Annotated in this window: 24 protein-coding genes and 1 pseudogene; 20 read left to right on the plus strand and 5 right to left on the minus strand. The window is 65.0% G+C overall.

The window, feature by feature from the left end:
* Nucleotides 1-2: 2 nt before the first annotated feature.
* The 10 genes from F8S09_RS13235 to F8S09_RS13280 all read left to right on the plus strand — a co-directional run bounded on the left by F8S09_RS13235 (nucleotide 3) and on the right by F8S09_RS13280 (nucleotide 9,013).
* Complete coding sequence (locus F8S09_RS13235) at nucleotides 3-1,295, plus strand: lipopolysaccharide biosynthesis protein (RefSeq protein ID WP_152871968.1); 1,293 nt, start codon at nucleotides 3-5, stop codon at nucleotides 1,293-1,295.
* Nucleotides 1,292-2,137 carry a glycosyltransferase gene (locus F8S09_RS13240; protein ID WP_152871969.1) on the plus strand — a complete coding sequence of 282 codons (846 nt, stop codon included), beginning with the start codon at nucleotides 1,292-1,294 and terminating at the stop codon, nucleotides 2,135-2,137. The genes F8S09_RS13235 and F8S09_RS13240 overlap by 4 nt, the downstream gene beginning before the upstream one ends.
* A 47-nt stretch (nucleotides 2,138-2,184) precedes the next feature.
* Nucleotides 2,185-2,946 (plus strand): glycosyltransferase family 2 protein, encoded by a 762-nt coding sequence (locus F8S09_RS13245; RefSeq protein WP_152871970.1) that lies wholly within the window; start codon nucleotides 2,185-2,187, stop codon nucleotides 2,944-2,946.
* Between the two features lie 13 nt (nucleotides 2,947-2,959).
* Nucleotides 2,960-3,862, plus strand: coding sequence for a glycosyltransferase family 2 protein (locus tag F8S09_RS13250; protein ID WP_194165343.1), 903 nt, complete (start codon nucleotides 2,960-2,962; stop codon nucleotides 3,860-3,862).
* On the plus strand, nucleotides 3,859-4,893 hold the full coding sequence (gene rfbB / locus F8S09_RS13255; RefSeq protein ID WP_152871972.1) for a dTDP-glucose 4,6-dehydratase: 1,035 nt from the start codon (nucleotides 3,859-3,861) through the stop codon (nucleotides 4,891-4,893). The genes F8S09_RS13250 and rfbB overlap by 4 nt, the downstream gene beginning before the upstream one ends.
* Nucleotides 4,890-5,789: a glucose-1-phosphate thymidylyltransferase RfbA gene (gene rfbA / locus F8S09_RS13260; RefSeq protein WP_152871973.1), complete on the plus strand. Its 900-nt coding sequence runs from the start codon at nucleotides 4,890-4,892 to the stop codon at nucleotides 5,787-5,789. Before rfbB ends, rfbA begins: the two co-directional genes overlap by 4 nt.
* Nucleotides 5,782-6,351 (plus strand): dTDP-4-dehydrorhamnose 3,5-epimerase family protein, encoded by a 570-nt coding sequence (locus tag F8S09_RS13265; protein WP_152871974.1) that lies wholly within the window; start codon nucleotides 5,782-5,784, stop codon nucleotides 6,349-6,351. The genes rfbA and F8S09_RS13265 overlap by 8 nt, the downstream gene beginning before the upstream one ends.
* Nucleotides 6,351-7,079: an SDR family oxidoreductase gene (locus tag F8S09_RS13270; protein WP_152871975.1), complete on the plus strand. Its 729-nt coding sequence runs from the start codon at nucleotides 6,351-6,353 to the stop codon at nucleotides 7,077-7,079. Before F8S09_RS13265 ends, F8S09_RS13270 begins: the two co-directional genes overlap by 1 nt.
* A 298-nt stretch (nucleotides 7,080-7,377) precedes the next feature.
* Nucleotides 7,378-8,547, plus strand: coding sequence for an O-antigen ligase family protein (locus F8S09_RS13275; RefSeq protein WP_152871976.1), 1,170 nt, complete (start codon nucleotides 7,378-7,380; stop codon nucleotides 8,545-8,547).
* Nucleotides 8,534-9,013 carry a hypothetical protein gene (locus F8S09_RS13280; RefSeq protein ID WP_152871977.1) on the plus strand — a complete coding sequence of 160 codons (480 nt, stop codon included), beginning with the start codon at nucleotides 8,534-8,536 and terminating at the stop codon, nucleotides 9,011-9,013. The genes F8S09_RS13275 and F8S09_RS13280 overlap by 14 nt, the downstream gene beginning before the upstream one ends.
* Nucleotides 9,014-9,173: 160 nt before the next feature.
* On the opposite strand, the gene F8S09_RS13285 is transcribed toward F8S09_RS13280, so the two are convergent.
* Nucleotides 9,174-9,383, minus strand: a complete 210-nt coding sequence (locus tag F8S09_RS13285) for a hypothetical protein (protein WP_152871978.1) — start codon at nucleotides 9,381-9,383, stop codon at nucleotides 9,174-9,176.
* Between the two features lie 342 nt (nucleotides 9,384-9,725).
* Between F8S09_RS13285 and F8S09_RS17705 the strand changes: the two genes are divergently transcribed.
* From F8S09_RS17705 to F8S09_RS13310, 7 genes and pseudogenes are all read left to right on the plus strand, one after another.
* Nucleotides 9,726-9,890 carry a hypothetical protein gene (locus F8S09_RS17705; RefSeq protein ID WP_194165344.1) on the plus strand — a complete coding sequence of 55 codons (165 nt, stop codon included), beginning with the start codon at nucleotides 9,726-9,728 and terminating at the stop codon, nucleotides 9,888-9,890.
* A gap of 136 nt (nucleotides 9,891-10,026) precedes the next feature.
* Nucleotides 10,027-11,037: a ketol-acid reductoisomerase gene (ilvC, locus tag F8S09_RS13290; protein ID WP_322618824.1), complete on the plus strand. Its 1,011-nt coding sequence runs from the start codon at nucleotides 10,027-10,029 to the stop codon at nucleotides 11,035-11,037.
* A gap of 223 nt (nucleotides 11,038-11,260) precedes the next feature.
* Nucleotides 11,261-11,449: a hypothetical protein gene (locus tag F8S09_RS13295; RefSeq protein ID WP_152871979.1), complete on the plus strand. Its 189-nt coding sequence runs from the start codon at nucleotides 11,261-11,263 to the stop codon at nucleotides 11,447-11,449.
* A gap of 184 nt (nucleotides 11,450-11,633) precedes the next feature.
* Nucleotides 11,634-11,792, plus strand: a complete 159-nt coding sequence (locus F8S09_RS18345; RefSeq protein WP_407643667.1) for a magnesium transporter — start codon at nucleotides 11,634-11,636, stop codon at nucleotides 11,790-11,792.
* Nucleotides 11,793-11,900: 108 nt separating this feature from the next.
* Nucleotides 11,901-12,650 carry an ATP-binding cassette domain-containing protein gene (locus tag F8S09_RS13300; protein WP_322618825.1) on the plus strand — a complete coding sequence of 250 codons (750 nt, stop codon included), beginning with the start codon at nucleotides 11,901-11,903 and terminating at the stop codon, nucleotides 12,648-12,650.
* A pseudogene (locus tag F8S09_RS13305) lies at nucleotides 12,650-13,299 on the plus strand (methionine ABC transporter permease). The gene F8S09_RS13300 and the pseudogene F8S09_RS13305 overlap by 1 nt, the downstream one beginning before the upstream one ends.
* A gap of 28 nt (nucleotides 13,300-13,327) precedes the next feature.
* On the plus strand, nucleotides 13,328-14,098 hold the full coding sequence (locus tag F8S09_RS13310) for a MetQ/NlpA family ABC transporter substrate-binding protein (RefSeq protein ID WP_152871980.1): 771 nt from the start codon (nucleotides 13,328-13,330) through the stop codon (nucleotides 14,096-14,098).
* A gap of 50 nt (nucleotides 14,099-14,148) precedes the next feature.
* Here the strand turns inward: F8S09_RS13310 and F8S09_RS13315 are convergent, their stop codons facing one another.
* The 3 genes from F8S09_RS13315 to uvrA form a co-directional block, all read right to left on the minus strand.
* Nucleotides 14,149-15,546: a hypothetical protein gene (locus F8S09_RS13315; protein WP_152871981.1), complete on the minus strand. Its 1,398-nt coding sequence runs from the start codon at nucleotides 15,544-15,546 to the stop codon at nucleotides 14,149-14,151.
* Between the two features lie 507 nt (nucleotides 15,547-16,053).
* A complete protein-coding gene (locus F8S09_RS13320) occupies nucleotides 16,054-17,238 on the minus strand; it encodes a baeRF10 domain-containing protein (protein ID WP_152871982.1) in 1,185 nt (394 codons plus the stop codon).
* Nucleotides 17,239-17,348: 110 nt separating this feature from the next.
* Nucleotides 17,349-19,877, minus strand: a complete 2,529-nt coding sequence (gene uvrA, locus F8S09_RS13325) for an excinuclease ABC subunit UvrA (RefSeq protein WP_152872014.1) — start codon at nucleotides 19,875-19,877, stop codon at nucleotides 17,349-17,351.
* Between the two features lie 145 nt (nucleotides 19,878-20,022).
* Between uvrA and F8S09_RS13330 the strand changes: the two genes are divergently transcribed.
* The gene (locus F8S09_RS13330; protein WP_152871983.1) at nucleotides 20,023-20,292 is read left to right on the plus strand and encodes a hypothetical protein; all 270 of its coding nucleotides are present in this window, start codon (nucleotides 20,023-20,025) and stop codon (nucleotides 20,290-20,292) included.
* 33 nt (nucleotides 20,293-20,325) lie between these two features.
* Here F8S09_RS13330 and F8S09_RS13335 read toward each other — a convergent pair whose 3' ends face one another.
* Nucleotides 20,326-21,543 carry an MFS transporter gene (locus F8S09_RS13335; RefSeq protein ID WP_152871984.1) on the minus strand — a complete coding sequence of 406 codons (1,218 nt, stop codon included), beginning with the start codon at nucleotides 21,541-21,543 and terminating at the stop codon, nucleotides 20,326-20,328.
* A gap of 486 nt (nucleotides 21,544-22,029) precedes the next feature.
* Here F8S09_RS13335 and F8S09_RS13340 point away from each other — a divergent pair, with 486 nt between their 5' ends.
* Both F8S09_RS13340 and sufU read left to right on the plus strand, forming a co-directional pair.
* Nucleotides 22,030-22,842, plus strand: coding sequence for an alpha/beta fold hydrolase (locus F8S09_RS13340; protein ID WP_152871985.1), 813 nt, complete (start codon nucleotides 22,030-22,032; stop codon nucleotides 22,840-22,842).
* A 181-nt stretch (nucleotides 22,843-23,023) separates the two neighbouring features.
* Nucleotides 23,024-23,458 (plus strand): Fe-S cluster assembly sulfur transfer protein SufU, encoded by a 435-nt coding sequence (gene sufU / locus F8S09_RS13345; RefSeq protein ID WP_152871986.1) that lies wholly within the window; start codon nucleotides 23,024-23,026, stop codon nucleotides 23,456-23,458.
* The last annotated feature ends 10 nt before the right edge of the window (nucleotides 23,459-23,468 follow it).

Genomic DNA, 23,468 nt, shown 5'->3' on the forward strand with positions numbered 1-23,468 from the left:
CCTTGACTGGCCGTGCCCGAATGGTCAGCAATCTCCTCTCGCTTTATGGCGTTCAGTTGGCCACCCTTGCCCTGCCGCTGGTCACCTTGCCTTTTCTGTCCCGTGTGCTCGGGCCAACGGCTTGGGGTCAGCTCGCCGCAGTTCAGGCCCTGGGTCTGACCCTCTCTTTGGTCATTGAATACGGCTTCGCCTACAGTGCCACCCGCGCCGTGGCTGCCCACCAGGACAGACCTGACCTGATTGCCCAGGCAGCACAACAGGTGTTGAGTGCCAGGTTGGTCCTCACCGCACTCGCTGCGCTGGCTGGAGCGCTCATTTTCATACTCTCATCCCCGTTTCGGGAGGAACCTCTACTTTTTTTATTTGGCTTGCTGTATGCGGCTTCCAGGGGGTTCACGCCACTCTGGTACTACCAGGGGATAGAAGATATGCGTCTGGCCGCTGTCATTGATATGGCGATGAAAGCTCTGGCCGCCGCCCTTATTTTCCTACTGGTTCGTCTGCCCGAACAGGCTTGGTTGGTTCTCGCCCTTCAAGCCTGCACAATTCTGATAGGGCAGTGGTTAAATACAGCCCGCATGTATAGGTCCATTCCCTACAGTCCCCCGACTCTGTGGGCTGCCGCCGCTGGACTGCGGGCGGGCTGGAGTATGTTTCTGTTCAGAGGCTCCGTGGGACTCTATACCACGGCCAATGCCGCCATCCTGCGCGTCTTTGTTCCCGGGAGCGCGGTTTCCTACTATGCAGGCGCTGAGCAACTCACCAACGCGGCAAAGAGCCTGATTCAACCGATCTCCCAACTTATCTTTCCTAGAATGAGCTATCTGGCCAGGCACGATTCTCTGTTTGCGGCAACATTGGCACGCCGGACTCTGGTTCTTCTTACTGCTGTTATGTCCGGCATTGCGATGATTGCTTTCTTGACAGCGCCAGCCTTTATTCCGTGGTTTTTTGGAGGGGACTACGTAAAAAGTACTTCTATTTTCCAGTGGCTGTGTCTGACCCTGCCTCTAACCACGATCAGTGGCGTGCTCGGAATTCAGTGGATGCTCCCTCTAGGCATGGATAGGGCATTTAACACGATCATTATTTCGGGCGGTATCATCAATATCGTTCTCGTTTCTTTGCTCACGCTGAGGATGGGCTTGTATGGTGCTGTCTATTCTATAATCATTACCGAAGCTATCATAGCTATAACCATGGTGCTTTACCTATATAAAAAAACTCCGCAAATCTTTTATCTGGGTGTACCTAAGAATTTCGAGATGGCTCGTATTGCGGGAGATAAGAAGTGAAAAATGTTTGCGCCATCGTAGTCACTTATAATAGGCAAGCCTCACTCGAAAAATGTATTCAAGCGATCCGATCCCAGTCCTATCCGACAGATATACTTGTTGTGGACAATGCTAGTACGGATGGTACTCCTAAGTATATCAAAGAGATGTACCCGGAAATCAGTCTGATTCAGCTTGATGAAAATCTTGGTGGTGCTGGGGGATTTTCGGCTGGAGTAAAGTACGCTCGCGATCATCTTTCGGCCGATTGGTACGTTCTGCTGGATGATGACGCCTTCATGCATCATGATTGCGTTTTGAATATGGTCTCATACATGAATGATGTCAATTACGCGCACAGCGTGTTGATATCGAGACTAATCGATGATGCATCTTACTTCGAGGCAGAGCGCGGTGCAATGCCTGTGGACAAAGGCACTTTTGTCGGCTTCTTTATTTCTTCAGAAATGGTCGGGAACATTGGGGAACCTAAAGGGGATTATTTCATCTACTGGGATGATGCGGAATACTCCTATAGGGCGAAAAATGCATCCTACGGCATTTATAGGGTGGGAGAGAGCATTATAGAGCATAAGGACTGGAGTGGCCGAGGCCAGTTAAATATCAGGTACGGCCCAGTGAAATTCAACTATACTCCGCTGGCGGGCTGGCGGACTTACTACCTTATCAGGAACAGATTCCTTTGTGATTCAGATTCCGGGCACTCGATGTGGAAGGCTGGCCTGAGTGCGCTCAAGTATCTCCTTAAAACCATGTTGGTCAAGCCGTCCAACACCGTAATAGTGCTGAAGGCAATGCTTCATGGTGTGACAGGTCGCAGAGGCAAGCTGATTTCCCCCTGAAGAATCTTAAATAACAGCAGACAGCTTTTGAGTAGTTAGGAGAACAGATGTACAGTGTATCGGTGTGCATGGCTTCTTATAATGGTGGGCAGTATATATCTGAACAGATTGATTCGATTTTGCCTCAGTTAAATAATGATGATGAACTTATCATCGTCGATGACGGTTCCACCGATCTAACCTTAGAGATTATAAAAGACTATTCCAACCCCATGATAAAGCTGTACGCCAACAGGGTCAATCTAGGGGTGGTTGACTCTTTTGAGAAATCTCTATCGCTGGCTTCTGGCGACATCATAATTCTATCTGATCAGGATGATATTTGGCTTCCGGGAAGGGTTCAGGCTGTCAGGGATACTTTTAGAGATATTGAGGGCGCGAGTGTAGTTGTGGTGAATGCTTATCTTATGCACGATGACAGGATAGATCTCGAAACCTTTTACGAAGTGCGCCGTAGTGGTGCCGGGATGCTGAAAAACTTATATAAGAACACGTATATAGGGTGCTGCATGGCTGTGCGCAGAGAAGTTTTAGAGCTGGCTTTGCCATTTCCGAAACACATAACCATGCACGACCAGTGGTTGGGCCTTGTTGGGGAACTGTGCGGCAAGAGTACATTCCTCGAAGATCGTTTTGTCGTTTATAGGAGGCACGGTGGCAACCTTACCGGTTTGACCAGAGGGAAAATAAAGAGCGTGATCAACAAAAGACTGATAGCGGCCTCAATGGTCGCCGAAGCCTACGGAAGGAAGATTTTCGGCCATAAAACGCTCAAAGAGCACCAGACAGAGTGTGCCTCATATGAGTAAGTTGACTTTGGTGGTGCCGACCCTCAACGCCGCTGGCTACATCTCCCAGTTCGTGGGCGGCTTGAACCGGCAGGTTCGTCAGCCTGACAGAGTCATTATTCTCGACTCTGCCTCTACCGATGGAAGCCCGCAGCTTTGGCGAGAGCAGGGACTTGAAGTGGTTTCCATTCCCAGGGGCACCTTTGACCACGGCGGTACCCGTAATCTAGGCGCTCGGCTGGCGGGTGAGGGCATCTGCTGCTTTTTGACGCAAGATGCGGTCATGGCGTCGCCGCAAACCTTGGCCGCGTTGATCGAGCCTCTCGAGAAAGGGCAGGCGGCGGCCACGTTCGGGCGCCAGCTCCCCCGGCCCGAGGCGTCGCCTGCTGAGCGGTACGCCCGGTATTTCCAGTACCGGGCCGCCAGTGAGTGCCGCTCGGCCCAGGACGTGCCTGGCCTCGGCGTCCGCGCGTACCGTTTTACCAATGTCTGCTCAGCCGTTCGTCTGGAGAAGTTCTGGGCTGTGGGCGGTTTCCCAGAACGCATCATTTTGAACGAGGATATGTTGCTGGTGGCCCGCCTGTTCGCGGCGGGGGAGCGCGTATGTTATGTGGGTGCGGCGGAGGTGCTGCATTCACACGACTACACGCTCAAGCAGCAGTTTCAGCGACACTTTGATATCGGGGCTTCTTTTGCAGACGCCGCAGAGCTGCTCCGCGGAGCCAGGGTGGGGGGTGAAGGGGTGCGTTTTGCCGTGGGTCAAATGGGCTATCTGGTTCGCCTTGGGGAGTGGAGGCAGGTTCCCGCTGCCGTTGGCGATCTGGGTGCCCGTATGCTCGGCTTCCAACTGGGACGGCGACACCAAGCCCTGCCTACCCCCCTCAAAAAGAAATTGAGCATGCACAGCTACCACTGGGATCAAAAGGAGCAGAGATGACCGGACACCACGCTCTTCTCGTGACAGGAGGCTGCGGCTTTATTGGCAGCAACTTCGTGCGGTACTGGTTGAAACAGCATCCGGAGAGCAAGGTGGTGGTGTACGACAAACTCACCTACGCCGGGCGAAAGGAAAACCTGCACGATGTGTGGGGCAGCCCCGGCCTATCGCTGGTGGTGGGCGATATTGGAGACAGAGATCTGGTCCGGCGCACCTGTCAGGACCATGCCATCGATTTGATAGTCAATTTTGCAGCGGAAACCCATGTGGACCAGAGCATTCTGGGGCCCCTGGTTTTTACGGACACCAACGTGCGCGGCACCCATGTCCTGCTGGAAGTGGCCCGTGAACTGGGGATTCGGCTGCACCATATCAGCACCGACGAGGTGTACGGCCACATCCGCGACGGGCACCAGAGCGTGGAAACCGATGAGCTGGCGCCGCGCAGCCCCTACGCCGCGAGCAAGGCGGCCGCCGATCAGCTGGTTCAGGCCTACGCGATCACCTACGGCCTCTCCGTGACCATCACCCGTGGGGCGAACAACGTGGGACCGTACCAGTATCCGGAAAAGGCGGTGCCGCTGTTTTCCACCAACGCCCTTCTGGGCGAGCCCCTTCCGGTGTATGGCGACGGTCAGCAGATGCGTGACTACGCCCACGTCGAGGATCACTGCACCGGGATTGAGGCAGTCCTTTTGAAAGGGAAGGCTGGTGAGGTCTACAACGTGGGAACCGGGCACGAAATGACCAACCTGGAGATGGTCGACATCGTGCTGGAGACTCTGGGGCAGGATCACCGGCTGGTCCGGCATGTGGCCGACCGCCCCGGCCATGACCGCCGCTATTCCATGAATGTGGACAAACTGCGTGCGCTAGGATGGACGCCGAAGTACGACCCTCGGCAGGCGGTGGCCGAGGCGGCGAGGTGGTACGCAGACAACCGTTGGTGGTGGGAACCCATCCGCCGCGGCGCGTTTCGTGAGTATTACCAGAAGCAGTATGGCGAGCGTCTGGAGGCCGCCCGCCCATGACCTGCGCCCACCCTTCGCGCCGCGGCATCATCCTGGCGGGCGGCAGTGGGACGCGGTTGTACCCAGCGACCCTGGCAGTCAGCAAGCAGCTGCTTCCCATCTACGACAAGCCGATGATCTACTACCCGCTGACCACACTGATGCTGGGCGGGATGCGCGAGATCCTGATTATCTCGACCCCCGAGGACACCCCCCGCTTCAGGCAACTTCTGGGCGACGGCTCGCAGTGGGGAATCGAGCTGAAGTATGCCGTGCAGGCCAAACCCGACGGACTGGCCCAGGCTTTTCTGATCGGCGAGGAGTTCCTGGCTGGGCATCCCAGTTCGCTGATTCTGGGCGACAACATCTTTTACGGGAATGACCTGTCAGACCTGATGCTGTCTGCCAATGCCAGGACGCAGGGTGCCACGGTGTTCGCCTATCAGGTGAGCGACCCGGAGCGTTACGGTGTGGTGGAATTTGACCGACAGGGCCGCGCCCTGAGTATCGAGGAAAAGCCCGCCCGGCCGAGGTCCGACTTTGCAGTCACGGGGCTGTACTTCTATGACGGGCAGGTGGTTGAGCGGGCGCGGGGCATCAGACCCTCGGCACGTGGCGAACTGGAAATCACCGATCTGAACAACCTGTATCTCGAGGAAGGCACCCTTGACGTGCAGTTGATGCGGCGGGGGTTCGCCTGGCTGGATACCGGCACGCACGAGAGCATGCTCGAAGCCAGCCTCTTTATCCAGACCATTGAGCACCGTCAGGGCCTCAAGGTCGCCTCACCCGAAGAGATTGCGTGGCGGAGCGGCTGGATCGGGACCGAGCAACTCACCGAGCAGGCCCGCAAGCTCGCCAAGAACCAGTACGGCAGGTATCTGCTCAAAATCAGTGAGGAAAAGTTGCATGGCTGACACGGCTAACCGCTCCGGTCTTCATCCCATCAAGCTGGCCCCCGAGTATGCCGGGGCGCTGGCGTTCGAGAGCTATCCGGCCCAGCCCCAGATTGAGGGGGTCTGGTTCCACAGCCTGAAGAAAAATCGCAGCGAAAACGGCGCTTTCATGGAGTATCTCCGGCTCGGCGAACACGGCGTGCAGGGGCTGCCAGGGACGCTCACGCCCCGGCAAATCAGCGTGTCGTGGGCCGCGCCGGGGCGAATCAACGCCTTTCACATCCACGTCAAACAGGAACAGAACGAACTCTGGTGCGTTTTGCACGGCCAACTGACCATCTGGTTGGTGGACTGCCGGGCGGACAGCCCCACCCTGGGTGTGCGGCGCAAGCTGGTCTTCAGCGGCGAGCAGCCTATGCTGGTGCATATCCCCAGTGGTGTGGCGCACGGCTATCAGGCCGGTGAGAACGGCGCGACCCTGCTCTACACCATGGACGCCCAGTTCGACATCAGCGACCCGAACGAGGGCCGTTTGCCCTGGCACTTTTTCGGCGAGGACCTCTGGGCCGAGGACCGGGGCTAATGCTGAAGTTTCTGTTGACCGGCGGAAGCGGACGGCTCGGCACCGAGTTGCGTGCCCTGTTGCCCGGGGTGGTGGCCCCCTCGTCCAGTGAAATGAACCTGTTGGACGCGGCGCAGGTGCACGGCGTCATCCAACGTGAGGCCCCGGACATCATCGTTCACGCGGCGGCCTACACCAACGTGAGCGGCGCGGAGCAAGACCGGGAAGCCTGCTGGCAGACCAATGTGGTCGGTACCCGGCACATAGCCGCCGCCGCGAACGGTGTCGAGGCCAAGCTCGTCCATATCAGCACGGATTACGTGTTCAGTGGCGAGGAGGGCGGCTACCAGGAAGACGACGTGCCGGGGCCGGTGGTCAACTACTACTCGCTCACCAAACTGGTCGCCGAGGAAGCTGCCCGCGCAGCCCGCAGGCACCTGATTGTGCGAACCAGCTTTCGCCCACGCGAGTTTCAACATCCCGCAGCTTTTTCCGACGTCTACACCGGGCAGGACTACGTGGACGTCATCGCGCCGGAAATCGCTCTGGCAGTGCGGCACGCGCTGGATATCGGAGACAGGGTGCTGCACATCGTCACCGAGCGCAAAAGTGTCTATGAACTCGCCCGGCGCCGCAAACCGGATGTGAAGGAAGGGAAGCGGGCCGACGCCGGGGTGCTGCTGCCGGGCGACGTGAGTCTCGATACGCAGCGGTGGCAGGTTGTCAGGGCGCTTGTTTGTGGGAAGTGAAGCCCCTATTCCAGGCGCCGAAGAGCCGTAAAGTGCCACTGGACGCGTCCTCCTGTGCCGTGAGAGAGGTGCCACCTTGAACGTGGTCGAAGACATCCATCCGATGTCATCCGGCGGACTGGTGGCAGTCACAGGACAGTGAAGATCGAAAGCCAGAAACTAGTTTCGACTGCGCCAGACGGCGTTATCCGTAGTTCCAAACAAGGGTTTGGTCAGTTTCAGAACTATGATTCTATCTAAGCGTGCGCTGACGTCTATTCTAATTGCCTTATTGGTCGGAGTCCAATTCATCCCAAAGGTGAATCTGGGCTTTCAGGTCAGGCCAGACGATCTGATTTATTTGCTCAGCTTTGGCTTTCTGGTAATCCTTTTCAGATCACTTCCGTTGGTGGTGCTGGGCTATGGTGCCACAATCTTATTAAGCAACTTCATTCACTTCTACAATGCGCTCGCCTTAGATGCCAGAGGCTTCCTTTTTGTAGGGAGGTATACGGCGTTCGCGCTTATGGTCGGCCTTGGCGCCTGGCTTCGTCAAGGCATCTCACCCTATTTTGGCAGAACTCTTTGGAGGGTTCTGTCCTGTTTCGCCGTGGTGCAGGCCGCCGTAGTGATCGCGCAACGTTGGGGCGCCTTGCCAATCATCATAGATAACAACCTGGTTATCAATGCCTCCAGAGCAACTGGCATGACCTCCCATCCTACAGAATTGGGATTTGTCAATCTGTTGCTCATAGCACTCGCCTACCAAATCACACATTCCGGAAAGCGAAGAGTGGGATTTTACTTTGTAATTCTGTGTTTTGTTGGGGCATTGGTCGCTGCGGACAGCAGAACGAGTTTGGTCGGCGGACTTGTCATGATATGTCTGTACGAGCTTTATACACGGCGCGGAAGTATAAAACATAGTGTGTATCGCTGGGCGCTGTCCCCTCTCCTGGTTCTAGGAGGGTGGTTCGTCGTGAGTCAAAGTGGCCGAGTCGCGGAAGTCCTGAGCAGTGGAAATGCAACATTTGTCACCCAGACACTTCGGGACCCTCGTCATGTCGATGATTTTAGCAACATCAATCCACAACTTGCTCCAAGAAACGTAGATCCAAGCCTGTATGTTCGTATCAAGAAGTGGGGACATATCCTGGCTGATGTCGAGGCCCGCCCCTTGACGGGGAGTGGGCCAGGAGCGTACGGGGCCGCAGTTGATGGCCTATATATGCGCATACTGGGAGAGGGTGGGATCCTGGGCCTGGCCGTATACTTGTCTGGACTTGGCATTTTGTTTTTTTCAGCGAAATCGTTCTACTTCCGCTTATTCTTCTTGGCTATTCTCTTCTCCAGCATCTTTATAGATGCACTCTTCTTCAGTAGATTTGCGTATGTATTCTACCTCTACGCTGGCCTGCAAATTTCCGGGGGCGCCGCACGCATAGAAGCTCTGGGTGTAGATACGGGCCTAACCAATGTCCGACTTTAACATAGACCTTCTGGCTCCCGCGGGAGCCGGGTGGAGTGGAATAGGCTGGGATGGAATCAATTATTTCAAAAACATAGAAACATTTCCGGCTATGGTCGGCTGGAACTCAAGAGAGTCTGTTCGGGGAAAAGTGTTTTTAAAAGTTTATCCGATTGCTGAATCGTGCGGCTGGGTGGAACTGAAGGTCAATGACAAATCCAGTGGCCGTGTTCCGCTTACGCCCGATACATTTCCTGAGGTCAGTGTAGATTTGACATTTTTATCAGGAGACAACACGGCGAGCATCACATCGGATTGTCCTGCAAATGGTCTACGGGTCTACAAATTTCAGGCGCATGTTTTGGCGCCTGCTTCCACACCAGTTGGTCAGCAGATTGCGGCAGGTATGGTGGCCTCGTTGCTCGTATGGCTCTTGTGGCGCTTGTTGGTGTCCCGCCCCCAGACCCGTGCCACGGGAAGCTCTTGATGACCGCCGAAGTGCGAATCGACCTTCTCCAGGAATTAGGCGCCGTGGCGCACGTTCCAGAGCTCGCCCATGCCATTTGCCAGTTGCGGTGGACGCCGCGTCTGTAGAGGCTGACAGGGCAGAGGCGTAGACTCAGGGCGCAGAACTGATCCTGGCCGATTCACGTACCGAGACTCGCCGACTTGGTGGCCAAGCGACCCAGGTCCGCGCTGGGCGTCTGGGGCGAGGCGGGCTTGGGGAAGACCCACACAGCCCTGGTCCTGCCGGTCTGCCACAGTTCGTCGGCAGTACTCTCCGCGCTGCTGGCGGCTTCCACGGGCGTGAATGCCACCCACGCCCCCCGGCAGGAGCACACATGACGGAACAGCATGCCAGCAGGGTAGGTCCAGCGGAAGGCCGCGTCCTCGTCAACCCCATCGGGGGGACGAATGATGCTCAAGGTTCCCGACACCTTGACGGTGGGCGTCTACTCCATCAGGTACGGCAGGCTCGAGTTCGTTTCAGGCGGAAGATCTGCCCTGGCGCCGTCAGTAGCGCGGGGAGTCTGGATGTGCTGGAGCACCCGCCGCTGGCGAACGGTCGCCAAGCTCATGCCCCCGCTCACCAGTTCGGCCGCGTGACTGACGCTCTGCTCTGGTAACGGAGCCGTCCCCCGCGTCCGTCCTTGGTGGTCTGGAAGGGAAAGGGGCCGCGGATAGCGCTGAGGTTCCCGGTGCGACGTCTCGCCCCGCCTCTCCTTTTCACCCTGGCCATCCTCCTGGACACTTCGCAACTCGCGCTGACGGCGATGGGGGCGCTGGTCACGGTCTGGGGCGTCTTCGCCATCTGGGCGCTGCGACGGAAACCGGCGGATCGACCTCTGCCTCAGGCGGCCTGATACGGGTACTGGCAATCCGTTCCCGAACTGGGAAAGCGCCGACCGGGCCGAACAGTTTCTGTAGCTGCTGGGTTGGAATCCGTGTAACGCGGGCGGGGGCAGCGTCCCCACGTCCCGGTTGGAGGACAATTCCCCTGTGACCGCGACACTGTACTTCGACCGCGACGTGGACCTCTCGCCCCTTGAGGACAAGCTCGTGGCCGTCATCGGCTACGGCAACCAGGCGCACGCCCATGCCCAGAACCTGCGCGACAGCGGGCTAAACGTAGTTGTGGGCCTGCGGGAGGACTCGGCCAGCCGCGACCGGGCCGAGCGGGCGGGCCTGCAGGTCCTGAGCATCGAGGCGGCCACCCGCGAGGCCGACGTGATCATGCTGCTGATCCCCGACGAGGCGCAGCCGGGCCTGTACGAGCAGAGCATCGCTCCCCACTTGGCGCCCGGCAAGGCGCTCGCCTTCGGGCACGGGTTCAACGTCCACTTCGGGCGCATCGTGCCGCCCCCTGGCGTGGACGTGTTCCTGTTGGCCCCCAAAGGGCCAGGGCGGATGCTGCGGCGCCTCTATGTAGACGGCAGCGGCCTGGCAGGCCTCTTCGCGGTGGCCCAGGACGCGACCGGGCATGCCAGGCCGCTGGCCCTCGCCTATGCCCGCGCCGTGGGCTGCACGCGGGTGGGCGTGCTGGAGACGACCTTCCGGGAGGAAACGGAGACCGACCTCTTCGGAGAGCAGGCCGTGCTGTGCGGCGGGGTACCCAGCCTGATTCAGGCGGGCTTCGAGACACTGCTGGAGGCCGGATACCAGCCCGAGGTCGCTTACTTCGAGACGGTGCATGAGGTCAAGCTGATCGTGGACCTGATTTACGAACGGGGCCTGGCCGGGATGCGTGAGGCCATCTCCAACACGGCCGAGTTCGGCGGTTACGTTACGGGGGCGCGGGTGGTCACCCCAGAGACAAAGGCCACCCTGCGGGACGTGCTAGCCGACATTCAGGGTGGGCGCTTCGCCGAGCGCTTCACCGCAGACGCCGAGGCATGCTTCCCCTCCATGGGAGAGCAGCGCCGCCGGATGCGCGATCACCCCGTCGAGGCGGTGGGAGCCGATCTGCGGACGAGACTGCCCTTCCTCCAGACCAGGGAAACTGAGATCTGATCCGGGTTCCGGCTCGTCCGTTGCGGGGCTTCCACGTCTCACCGTCCTCCTTGGTCCTGTCGCCTGTGCAGCGCAGCTCCGCGAGCCGGGTCGGGACCTACAGCACTGGGATCACTGCTCCTTCGCCATCCGGATAGGCCGGGGGTGGTCTCCGTTCTGCCAGGCCGGACACCCCGCTTGGCGGGGCTGGTGGGTCCCTTTGTGTCCGGCGCACACTCAGGGCATGAAGACGCCTCTTCTTCCCGAAAAACTTCGTCTCCAGCGCCTTCTGTCCGGCCTGACCGACCGCCCGCTGGTGTGGCAGCGCGGCGGCGAGGAAATCACCAGCCGTGGCCTCGTCGTGACCGAAGAGGAGATCCGGCTGCACCACCGTCTGGGAGCCCAGAGCCGCGCCGAGCGGTACGCGAACTGACCAGCCCGGAGCGGCGGCCCCCACCTGAAGCAGGCCGGGGGCCGCCGCTCCGATACGGCGGGTCACCGCACACCGGAATGGACCTCGCGGCAGATTCGCCTGGGATGGACAGGTCACTCTTGACGGAGGTGGCGGGGTCGGCGGGGATCACCCACGACCTGCCGTCCGCAGCGGGGCGTCGGGGGTGGCCGCCCCCTGCCCGCTAGTGCTGCGCCGACTCCAGCTCAATCCCGCTGTCGTTTCCGTGCCCCGCATCACCACGGTGGTGGACGGCACCGGGCTGGCGATCCACCTCCTGGTCGCCGGGGCCGTTCCTGGGCTCTGGCTGACGTCCCCCCCGTGACCGGGTCAGAACGCACGGGATGACGTGGGCCTGCCGGTGTCGGGGTCCTCAAGCCCTTGTGGCTCTGGCGGCCCGCTTCGGCGCGTTGCTCGGTGGAGTCGCCGCACTGTGGTTGCTCCCAGAGGCCTCGCTCCCCTTGCGTCCCACCTCGCGGGCGGCCTCGCCTCTCTGGCTGGCGATCTCCCGCTGACGCTCAGGGTCTATTCCCGCGAACCCCTGACCTTCGCCGTTGCTGGAGTACCCAGGGCCGCCCGTGAGGCGCGTGCCCGCGAACTGCTGGCAGACGTGGGCCTCGCGGACCTTGCGGGCCGCTATCCCGCGCAGCTCTCCGGCGGGCAGAAACAGCGGGTGGGCATCGCCCGTGCGCTCGCGCTGGAGCCGGACCTGCTGCTGGCCGACGAGGCCACGAGTGCCCTGGACCCGGAGACGAGCGCGGGCATTCTGGCCCTGCTGACCGAGGTGCAGCGCAGCCGTGACCTCACCCTGATCGTGGTGACGCACCAACTCGAAGTCGTGCGGGCCGCCTGCACGCACGTCGCCGTGCTGGACGCGGGGCGGCTGGTGGAGAGCGGCGAGACGCGGAAGGTGCTGGCCCGGCCTGCCCACCCGGTCACCCGCGCCCTGCTGGACGCGCACCGCCCGCAGCTCCCGCTCTCGCCGGGCGAGACGCTGCGCCGGGTGACCCTTCCCGACCTGGGCTCGGGCACGCTGGAGCGGCTGGCCGCCCTGGGGGCTCGGCTGGTGCAGGCCGAGCCGCATCCGCAGGGGGTGGACGCCTGGCTGGTGCTGCCAGAGACGGCGCCGACCCCGCACCTCTGGCCGCGCGAGGTCCGCCTCCCGCTGGGGGCGAGCGCCTGATGGACAGCCCCGCGCCCCTGCTGTGGCAGGCCACGCTGGAAACGCTGTGGATGGTGCTGCCGAGTGCGCTGCTCGCGCAACTGCTGGGCACGGCGCTGGGGGTGGCCCTGACCCTCGCCCGGCCCAGCGGCCTGCGCCCGCATCCCCCCTGTTCCGGGTGCTGGACGCCGCCGTCAACGTGGGCCGCAGCCTGCCCTTCATCATCCTGCTGGTCCTGCTGATCCCCTTCACGCGGCTGGTCACGGGCACCAGCATCGGCAGCACGGCGGCCATCGTGCCGCTGACCGTGGCGGCGATTCCCTTCGTGGACCGGCTGGTCGAGGGAGCGCTGAGGGATGTGCCCCCCGGCGTCCTAGAGGCCGCCCGCGTGGTGGGGGCCACGACTCCTCAGCTCGTCGGCAAGGTGCTGCTGCCCGAAGCCCGGCCCGCCCTGATTCACGGCTTCACGGTGACGCTGGTCAGCCTGATCGGCTCCAGTGCGATGGCCGGAGCGATCGGCGGCGGCGGGCTGGGTGACCTCGCCATCCGCTACGGCTACCAGCGCTTCGAGACGGACGTGATGGTCGCCACCGTGCTGCTGCTGCTCGTGCTGGTGCAGGGCGTGCAGTGGCTGGGCGACCGCGCCACACGCCGCGCCGATCACCGCTGACCTCCTCTTCCTGACTTCGGAGTTCCCAATGAAAACCATCCTGATTCTGTCCGTTCTCGCCCTGACCCCCTTCGCCTCTGCCGGGACCCTGCGTGTGGGCGCCACGCCCGTGCCGCACGCCGAGCTGCTGGAGTTCGTGAGGCCCACCCTCGCCAAGCAGGGCGTCAACCTCGTGATCCGCGAGTTCACCGACTACGTGCAGCCCAACCTCGCGCTGGCGGACGGCAGCATCGACGTGAACTTCTTCCAGCACCTCCCCTACCTGCAGGAGTTCCAGAAGAACCGCCCGCTGGGGCTGGTCGCCGGGGCGAAGGTGCATGTGGAGCCCATGGGCCTGTACAGCCGCCGGGTGCGGTCGCTGCGGGAGCTGCGCTCCGGGGCCACCGTCGCCCTGCCCAACGACCCCAGCAACAGCGGGCAGGCCCTGAAGCTGCTGGAGCGGGCCGGGCTGATTCGCCTCAAACCCGGCGTGGGCGTGCAGGCGACCGTGCGCGACATCACGGCCAACGTTGGGCGCCTGCGCTTCCGCGAGCTGGAAGCCGCGCAGCTTCCCCGTGCCCTGGCCGATGTGGACGCGGCGGTCATCAATACCAACTACGCGCTGGAGGCGGGACTCAACCCCCTGAAAGACGCGCTGATTTTCGAAGACCGCCGCAGTCCCTACGCGAACCTGCTCGTCGCCAAACCCTCGACCCTGAAAAACTCGGATTATCTCAAGCTGGTGCGGGTGCTCCAGAGCCCCGAGGTGAGGGCCTTTATCCTGAAGAAGTACGGGGGGGCGGTCGTCCCGGCCTTCTGAGCTGACGTTCTTCGTCCAACCACCGTTCCCAACGGTGGTTTTTAATGGGCTCACTTCGGCCGCGTGGCCTGCAGCCGCTGGTAGTGCTGCACGATCAGGGGGTCATTGGTCTGGGCGCCCCGCACGCAGGCGTCGGCCTGGGCAGCCCACTCGCGCGGCGCACAGGTCAGGGCGGCGACGGCCCATTCGAACCGGGCGCGGCCGTCCTCGGTGGCCTGCGCGAGGGGCAGGGTCGTGTGGAGCAGCGCCCGCGCCTCCTCACGCTCGCCTTGCCGGTGGAGGATGCGGGCCTCCAGGGAAGCGGCGATCACCCGCAGGCTGAGGACCGGGTGGGATGCGTTGACACGCAGGGTGTGCAGGGCCTCGCCGAGTTCGCCCAGCCGGAACTGCGCGGTGCCCAGCGACTGGTGGATGTAGGCGGTCATGCTGAAGTCCCCCTGGTCGAGCGCCTCGGCGGCGAGCATCTGGGCGCGGGCACTGTCGCCGGTCGCGTTGAGGTGCCACAGGTAGAAGGTGAGCACCCCGCAGTGGTCCTGGGCGGAGGGAGCAGCCCGCGCTGCCTGGAGGGCCAGTTCGTGCCACAGCCGCGCCGCCCGGAAGTCCTGGCGGGAATCGTGGGCGCTGGCGACCGTCGCGTACCACAGGGCGGGGGACCGCGCCGGGGCGAGGTGCGCGAGCCCCAGCAGGGCGAGGCGCTCGGCCCGCACCGGCTCTCCCGTCAGGTCCGCGAGGTACCCGGCTGTGTAGCAGATGTCGGCCTGCGGCTCCGGCGTCGCCCGCAGCGCCCTACCGCAGTACTCGCGGGCCAGGGCGTACTCGTCGCGCCCGATGGCCTGGTGGGTCAGCACGTCGAGGGCCAGCGCCGCCCCCTCGCCGCGCGGCGTCAGGTCGAGCGCGGCGCGGGCGGCGGCCTCGGCCTCGCCGGGCCGGTCCAGGCGGGCGGCCCCCAGGGCCTCCTGCCCCAGGTCCAGCGCCCGCCGGTCAGGGGACGTTCGCCGCCGGGCCGGGAGCGGCTGGAGGTGCCCCAGCAGCCGCGCCTCGGTGCGCTCGGCCCATTCCAGCCACTGCTCGGGGCCGTCCGCCCGGTGCCCGGCCATGAATTCGCGCCAGGTTCCCTCCAGCGCGAGGTCGGCCGAGGTCAGCCCCAGCACGTCGACCTCCACCCGCGCGAGGTCGAGGTGAAGCTGGTGCCCGCGCTCGGTCAACACGTCGGCGTGCTGGCCCAGCACCCGCCGCAGGGTGTAGAGGGTGGTCCGCAGGTTGTGCAGGACCCGCCCGCTCCCGCCGCTCCACAGCAGGTCCGCCACCCGCCGCCGGGGCTGGGGGCCGTCCAGCGCCAGCACCGCCAGCAGCCGCAGCGCCCGCGCCGGACAGCGCGGCCAGCCCTCCTCCACCCGTAACGCGGCCCCACCCAGCAGGCGGAGACCCAGCGGCCTGCCCTTGGACATGTCGCTTTCCCCCCACCCAGCGTAGCCGGGTCAGGGATAGGGAAAAGAGGGGAATGAGGTCGGCGACTCTTCATGAGCTTGACCTCCTGCCGTGCAGAGCGGGGAAGACGGGCAGGGCGTCCTGGAAGGTGTCAAGCGTGTCCAGTCCAGGTCGGAGGCTGGCGACGCACTCCGGGAACGAACGAGTCCCGAACAGTGCTCGCCAGGTCCAATCGGGTCAGGGTCCCGGTGTTCCTGGAGGGCTCAGCCGGACTCGCGAAGCTGCGTCGGCACAGGGAGCAGGAACAAAAATAAAATGGTCGCTGGGCCAAAGGATTGGAATCACGCCACTACAGTCCCCGGAGCTGTCCACACGCTTAATGGGGGTGGGTTAAGGAGTTGCTGCCAAGTGAAAAGTGAACCGGTGGACTGGGGCAGGGTCTTTGTCACCCCAGTCCACCGCTTTACCTGTGCCCGGCCGCGCCCCGTTCAGCGGGCGCCGGGGGGAATCGGTCGGGCACCTGGATTTCAGTAGCGCGGCAGCCCGGCGAGCCCGCCGTATTCCCGGACCAGCTTCCCGGCGTGGTCGCCGTGGACGCGCCGGACCTCCAGCCCGTACAGTTCCTGCAACTGCGGCAGCACCTCTTCCAGCGTCACCCGCGTCATCAGGGAACCGTCGAGGGGACTGTCCTGCACGTCCTTGCGGGCCGTGAAGTAGGGCACCTCGGGGTTGTGGCTGCGGAAGATATGGAGCCCCGAGCCGTCCTCCGGAATCACGAGCTGGTAGATGCGGCCCTGCTGCACCATCTCCAGCACGCGCTCCATCTCCATGACGCCCTGCTCCTGAAGCTGCTCCATCAGCCGGGCCTCGTCCTGCCGGGCGAAGTCTTCCAGCAGGGGGGGCAATCGGTCGATGATGGTCTGCTCGGGGGCGCTGCCGGTACCGACCTCCACGTTCGTCTCCCCGATCACCTCGAAGGAGGCGGTGGCGGGAATCTCGGCGCGGAACTCGGCCAGCCGGGCGACCGGCCCGACGAGGACCAGATGCTTCAGGCCACGGGCTTTCAGCTCCCCGGACAGCTCGCCCGCCGTCTCGTTGTAGAAGCGCTGTTGGAGGGCGTCGACGTGGCGCTGGTAGAGCTCGGCGCCGCTGTCGCTGCGCGGCCCGCTGCCCTGGGCGCTGAAGCCACTGCCGTCCTGGGCACGGGCGGCGCCAGGAGCGCCGGGCACGGCGGTGGTGGATTCGGTGTAGTTGTCGCGCTCCAGGTCCTCCAGCTCGGTGTTGCGCTCGCGGCGCACCTCGGTCAGCTCGCCCTGGTCGAAGACGAAGAGCCGCGCCCAGTCGCGGTCGACCGCCAGCACCCCCACGCGGGGCAGGGCGTGGGCCGCGTTCTCGACCAGGGTCGGGAGGGGCCGCCCGAAATGGAAGCGCTCGGGCAAGTCGAGTTGCACGTCGAAGCGTTCGTCCACGTCCTCGCCCAGCACGTACACGGCACTCTTGCCACGGGCCTCGCGGGCACGGGCCACGTCGTCGAGCAACCGCCCGGCCAGGGTGGGCGGCACCCCAAGGTCGTTCAGGGCGCTCTTGACGCGGGTGGTGAGGGCGTCGCCGTGGTTGTCCTGATCGGCGGGGTTGACGTGGACCACCGCCATCAGGACTGAGCCGTTCTCGGGCAGGCTGCGGATACGCTTGAGGTCGTCGGGCGTGATCATGGGGCCTCCTTGCCGGGTGAGGCGGCGTCAGAGCCAAGGAGTCAGTGGGGGCGTCCGCCTCTTCCACCCCGACCCTAACGCGGCCCCCGGTCAGGAACCTGAGCCGGGCCTTAAGGAGCGTCGGCGGCGGCCAGCCCCAGCGCCCGTGCCAGATACGGGGCTGTCCGGCTTTCCTCCGCCCGCACCACCTCCTCCGGCGTGCCCTCGGCCACGACCTGCCCGCCCGCCTCGCCCGCGCCGGGACCGATGTCAAGAACCCAGTCGCTGACGGTCACCACGCCCAGGTCGTGCTCGACGGCGATCACGGTGTGCCCCGCGTCCACCAGCCGCCCGAGCTGCCGGGTCAGCCGCTCCACGTCGGCGGGATGCAAGCCGGTGGTGGGCTCGTCGAGGACGTAGACCGCGTGTCCCCGCCCGGCCCGCTGCAACTCGGTCGCCAGCTTGATGCGCTGCGCCTCGCCGCCCGAGAGTTCGGTCGCGGGCTGCCCCAGCCGCAGGTACCCCAGCCCCACCTCGCGCAGGGTGTCCAGCGCCCGGAAGACGGCCGGGTCGTCCCGGAAAAACTCCCAGGCCGCGTCCACCGTCATCCCCAGCACGTCGGCGATGTTCTTTCCCCGCTCCTTGACCTCCAGCGTTTGGGCGTTGTAGCGCGTGCCGTGGCACACCGGACAGGGCGCGTACACGCTGGGCAGGAACAGCAGTTCGACCATCACCCACCCTTCGCCCTGGCAGTGCTCGCAGCGCCCGCCCTTCACGTTGAAGGAAAAGCGGCCCGGCCCGTACCCGCGTTCCCGCGCGAGCGGCGTCGCGGCGAACAGCTTGCGGACGTGATCGAAGAGGCCCGTGTACGTCGCCAGGTTGCTGCGCGGCGTGCGCCCGATGGGTTTCTGGTCCACCCGGACGAGGCGCGAGACTAAGGCCACGTCGCCCCCGAGGTGCGCGGTGGTAGGGGTGGGGGCGTCTTCGGCCTCCTCTTCCTCTTCCCCTTCCGCCAAGTTCTGCCCCAGCCGGGCCGCCAGCGTCTCGACGAGGACCTGACTCACCAGCGTCGATTTGCCTGACCCCGACACCCCCGTCACGCTCGTCAGGACCCCCAGCGGAAAGCGCACGGACAGGTCTTTCAGGTTATGGCGGGTCACGCCCTTCAGCTCCAGCCAGCCCGATGGGGAGCGCGGCTCGTGCGGCTCACGGGCCTCCTCCCGGAAAAGGTAGCGGGCCGTCTGAGACGCCTCCACCCCGCGCAAGCCCTCCGGCGGCCCGCTGTAGAGGATCTCGCCGCCCCCCTCGCCCGCGCCCGGCCCCACGTCGACCAGCCAGTCGGCCTGGCGCACCACATCGAGGTCGTGCTCGACCACGAACAGCGAGTTTCCGGCGGCCTTCAGCCCCGCCAGCGCCGCGAGCAGCGCCTCGGTGTCGGCGGGATGCAGCCCGGCGGAGGGTTCGTCGAGGACATACACCACGCCGAAGAGGTGCGAGTAGAGCTGCGTGGCGAGCCGCAGCCGCTGAAGTTCCCCTGGCGAGAGGGTCGGGGTCGAGCGTTCGAGGTGCAGGTACCCCAGCCCCAGATTCAGCAGCACTTCCAGCCGCGCCACGAGGTCCCCGGCGAGCCGCTGCCGGGCGAGGGCCTGCTCGGGGTGAGCCTCGGCCTTGCCGTCGTGGTCCTGTTTCTCCGAATAAGGCCGCAGCAACTCGGCCACCTGCGCCAGCGGCAGCCTGGAAAACTCGGTGATGTCGTAGCCCGCGAAATGCACGGCCAGCGCCTCCGGCCGCAGCCGTTTGCCGTGGCAGACCGGGCACTCGGTGGCGATCATGTACTCCTGCACCCGCCGCCGCATCGCCGCGCTCCCGGTGTGGGCGAAGGTGTGCATCACGTGCCGCCGGGCGCTGGAAAAGGTGCCCATGTAGTCGGGCGGGTCGCCGCGTTTCACGGCCCGCCGCGTCTCCTCCGGGGTGCAGCCGGGGTAGACGGGCACAACCGGCTGCTCGTCGGTGAAGAGAATCCAGTCGCGCGTCTCCTGCGGCAGCTCGCGCCAGGGCACGTCCACGTCGATCCCCAGGGTCACCAGAATGTCACGCTGGTTCTGCCCGCCCCACGCCTGCGGCCAGGCGGCGACCGCCCGCTCGCGGATGGTGAGCGAGGGATCAGGCACCATCGAGGCCTCGGTCACCTCATAGACCCGCCCCTGCCCATGGCAGTTCGGGCAGGCCCCCTCCGGCGTGTTCGGGGAAAAGCCCTCGGCGTAGACGATGCCCTGCCCCGGCGGGTAGTCCCCGGCCCGCGAGTAGAGCATCCGCACCAGATTCGACAGGGTGGTCACGCTTCCCACCGAGGACCGGGTGCCCGGCGCCCCGCGCTGCTGCTGGAGGGCCACCGCCGGGGGCAGCCCCTCGATGGCGTCCACGTCTGGAGCACCGACCTGATGAAAGAGGCGCCGGGCATAGGGCGAGACCGACTCCAGATACCGCCGCTGCGCCTCGGCATACAGCGTCCCGAAGGCCAGCGAGGACTTGCCGGAGCCGGAGATCCCGGTAAACACCACCAGGGCGTCGCGGGGAATCCGCACCGACACGTCCCTCAGGTTGTGTTCCCGCGCCCCACGCACCTGCACGAATCCGGAATCCTCGCGCGAGAAGGTCATCGCCCCGCAGTATGGAGAGCCCTCCGCGCGGGGGCGGGCGAGTCCCAAGGTTGGCCCAATCCGCCAGGTCCCACGCGGGCGTTCCCCGGCGGCCAGGTCGAGCACCACCTCGAAGTCGCGCAACTCGCAGCTCATCAGCATCTCGTTGAGGCTCAGGCGCGTCATTCGCCGCGGCAGCCGCAGCAGGCGCTGCAAGAAGCCCCTGACGCTCGACACCGGGCTGGACCTGGCCGCGCAGTACTTCATCCGCTCGTTTCTGCACCTGACCGAGTGGTGGCTCGCGCCGCCGGACGCGCAGGCGCACGGCCCCGAGCGTATGGGCGAGATCTACGCTGAGCTGATCTTGCGCCCCACCCTGGCCGCTGCCCTGCGGGCCAGCGTCACCCGCCCCCCGGCCGATACGGGTTCCGGCTGAACAGTCGGCCTCACGCTCAACCGGAATCCAGATTCAGTTCCCCATTCTCTCCGGCGCTTCCTCTCCACCGCCCACCCGCGTGAAGACCTCGTAGAGGGCCAGCAGCAGCGCGGCGAGCACGGCGATAGAAGCCCCGATCAGTTCCAGGCCACCCCAGCGCGAGAGCACGCCCACCAGCGCGGTGAGGGCGGCTCCGCCCAGCCCGGCGGCGGCGACCTGAAAGCCGATGGCGCTGTCGGCGTGCGCCTGCCCGACGCGCCCCGGCGTCAGGCTGATCAGCGAGGCGAAGATGGGCGCGAGGAAAAAGCCGATCATCATCAGCCCGGCGGCCGAGAGGGCCTGGGTCGGCTCCAGCCAGAACAGCAGCGCCCCGGCCACGCTGGCGATCAGGCACAGCCGCAGCGTGCCCACCAGCGGCACCCGGTTGGCGACCGCCCCGAACAGAATTCGCCCCACCATCAGGCTGCCCCAGTACAGGCTGACGAACAGCCCCGCCGCCCCCTCCGGCACGCCCCGGCCCAGCGTGAGCAGTGAGTAGCTCCACTGGGCGGTCACGGCCTCGACCCCGGTGTACAGGAAAAAGGTCAGCATCCCCAGCCACACGGCGGGGCGGCGCAGCGTGTCGCGCGTGCGGGCCGCCGGGACGGGCGCAGCGCCCGCTCCACCCGCCGGCGTCCCCTCTACCCAGCGCCGCCGGGTCAGGAAAAAGGTCAGCGCCAGGGCGAGCTGGGCGCCTCCCACGATCACGTAACTCCAGCGCCAGACGTTCCCCGACCCCAGCACCGCCGTCACGATCAGTGGCCCCAGAGTGGTGCCCAGCCCGAAAAAGGCGTGCAGCCAGTTCAGCGTCCGGGCGCTGAAGTGCCTCGCGCCGTAGGCGTTGAGCCCCGCGTCCACCGCCCCCCCGCCCAGCCCCGCCAGGAAGCCGAAGGCGAGCAGCAGCGGCCAGGCAGGCGCGACGGCAAAGCCCAGCAGCGCGGCGGCGGCGGCCAGCGTCGAGAGCGCCAGCACCGTGCCGATGGGCATGACCCGCAGCAGGCGCCCGCTCAGGAAGCTGGAGGTGAGATACCCCGCCGTCTGCACCGCCGCGAGCAGCCCCAGCGCGTCGAGGGGCACCCCGAACGTTTCCCGCATGGACGGCCACGACACCCCCAGCAGGCCGTCCGGCAGCCCCAGGCTGATAAAGGCGAGAAAGGCCAGCAGCGCGAGCAAGGGGCGGCGGGACGCGGCGGCGGGCGAGGGCAGGGTCATCCACTTCCATTACAGCAGAGGGAGCGGGAGCGCCCAGGGATCGGTCGTCGCCAGGGTCCAGTTGCGGTGCCCGCAGAGGCAGGGGGAGGCCGTGCCGGACTGAACCCGCTCACAGGCACGGCAGGCCACCAGCCCGGCATAGTCGCCAGGCACGGTGGGCGGCGGCTGGAGGTCCCAGGGCGGCGCGGTGGGCAGGCTCCGGCGGCAGCAACACCGAGAGGTGTCCCCCCTTGCTCCAGGTAGGTCCGCCGCACCTGCCCGAGGTGCTCGCCCCCCTCTCCACGATCACGCCGCCCCGCATCACTGCCCGTCATCCGCAGCAGCAGCCGGGGCCAGTCGAAGGCCTGAGAGCCTGGGTCACCCGGCGCACCCATACGGCGGGGCCGTCCAGCAGGGGAGAGGAGCCGTACCCTGTCCATGCGGGCATCACTGGCGAGGCCACGCGGACACCTCGGCCCCAGCGCGTGTGGCAGACTTCCCCGGTTGATGGCCCTCCCCCTGCCCACCTCCGAAGACCGCTGGGTCGAGCATCCGCAGGGTCGCCTCTTTGCCTGCGTCTGGCACCCGGCGGTCCTGGCAGCGCAGACCCCCCTCCTCCTCTTTCACGACTCGCTGGGATCGGTGGAGCTGTGGCGCTCCTTTCCCCAGGCGCTGTGCGCCGCGACCGGGCGCCGGGTGGTCGCCTACGACCGCCTGGGTTTCGGGCGCTCTGACCCCCGGCGCGGCCCCCTCCCCCCCGACTTCATCGCGGACGAGGCGCGGACGTTCCTGCCCGTGCTGCGCGAGCAGTTGGACTTGACCACTTTCATCGCCTTCGGCCACAGTGTCGGCGGGGCAATGGCGGCAGAGTGCGCGGCCCAGTGGCCGGAGGCGTGCCGGGCCCTCGTCACCGAGTCGGCGCAGGCCTTTGTGGAGGACCGCACCCTGGAGGGCATCCGCGTGGCCCAGAAGCAGTTCGCGGCGCCGGGACAACTCGGGCGCTTGGAGCGGTATCACGGCAGCAAGGCCCGCTGGGTGCTGGAAGCCTGGACCGGAACGTGGCTGGCCCCGGCCTTCGCCGCGTGGTCGCTGGCCCCCGCGCTGCCGGGAGTGCGCTGCCCGCTGCTCGTGCTGCACGGTACCCACGACGAGTATGGGTCGCCCCGCCACCCGCAGCGGATTGCCGCGCTCTCGGGTGGACTGGCGTGGATGGAACTGCTGGAGGGCCTTCACCACGTGCCGCACCGGGAGGACCCCGCGCGGGTGCTCGCGCTGGTGGCCGAGTTTCTGGCCCCCTGGACTGATACGGAGTCCGGTTGAACAGTTTGGATACCTGTTCAACCCGGCCGGAGGGAAAGGGAACAAAACGTTGGCCGGGAAAGGAGATCTCCCAGCGGCGCCCTCCCAATGGGAGAACGGATTGGACGGAAAACAGGTGACCCCCACCGGAGTCATGGTGGGGGAGGGGCCGGGCGAGCTAGCCTCCGGCCAGGAGGGTGAGATGAACAGGGCCGAAGAACTGTACCGAACGGTGATTCTCGATCACTCGCGCCGTCCCCGCCACCACGGCACGCTGGCCGCTCCGACCGTGACCCAGGCGGGCCTGAACGCCTCGTGCGGGGACCGCCTCTCGCTGCAACTCCGGGTCGAGGACGGGGTGATCGCGGACGTGGCCTTTACTGGCTCGGGCTGCGCCGTGTCCCAGGGCACCGCCTCGCTGATGACCGTGGCGCTGAGGGGCCGCCGGGTGGAGGACGGCCTCGCCCTCGCGGGGGCCTTCGAGGCCATGCTGCGCGGCGCCCACCCCGACCCGGCCCTGGGCGACCTCGTGGCGCTGCAGGGCGTGGCGCGGCTGCACGCCCGGACGAAGTGTGCCCTGCTGCCCTGGGACACCTTCCGGGCGGCGGTGGGGCAGGTCGGGGGGCGCTCCCACTAGGAAAGAGGCC

The organism is Deinococcus terrestris, assembly GCF_009377345.1.
Classification (GTDB): domain Bacteria; phylum Deinococcota; class Deinococci; order Deinococcales; family Deinococcaceae; genus Deinococcus; species Deinococcus terrestris.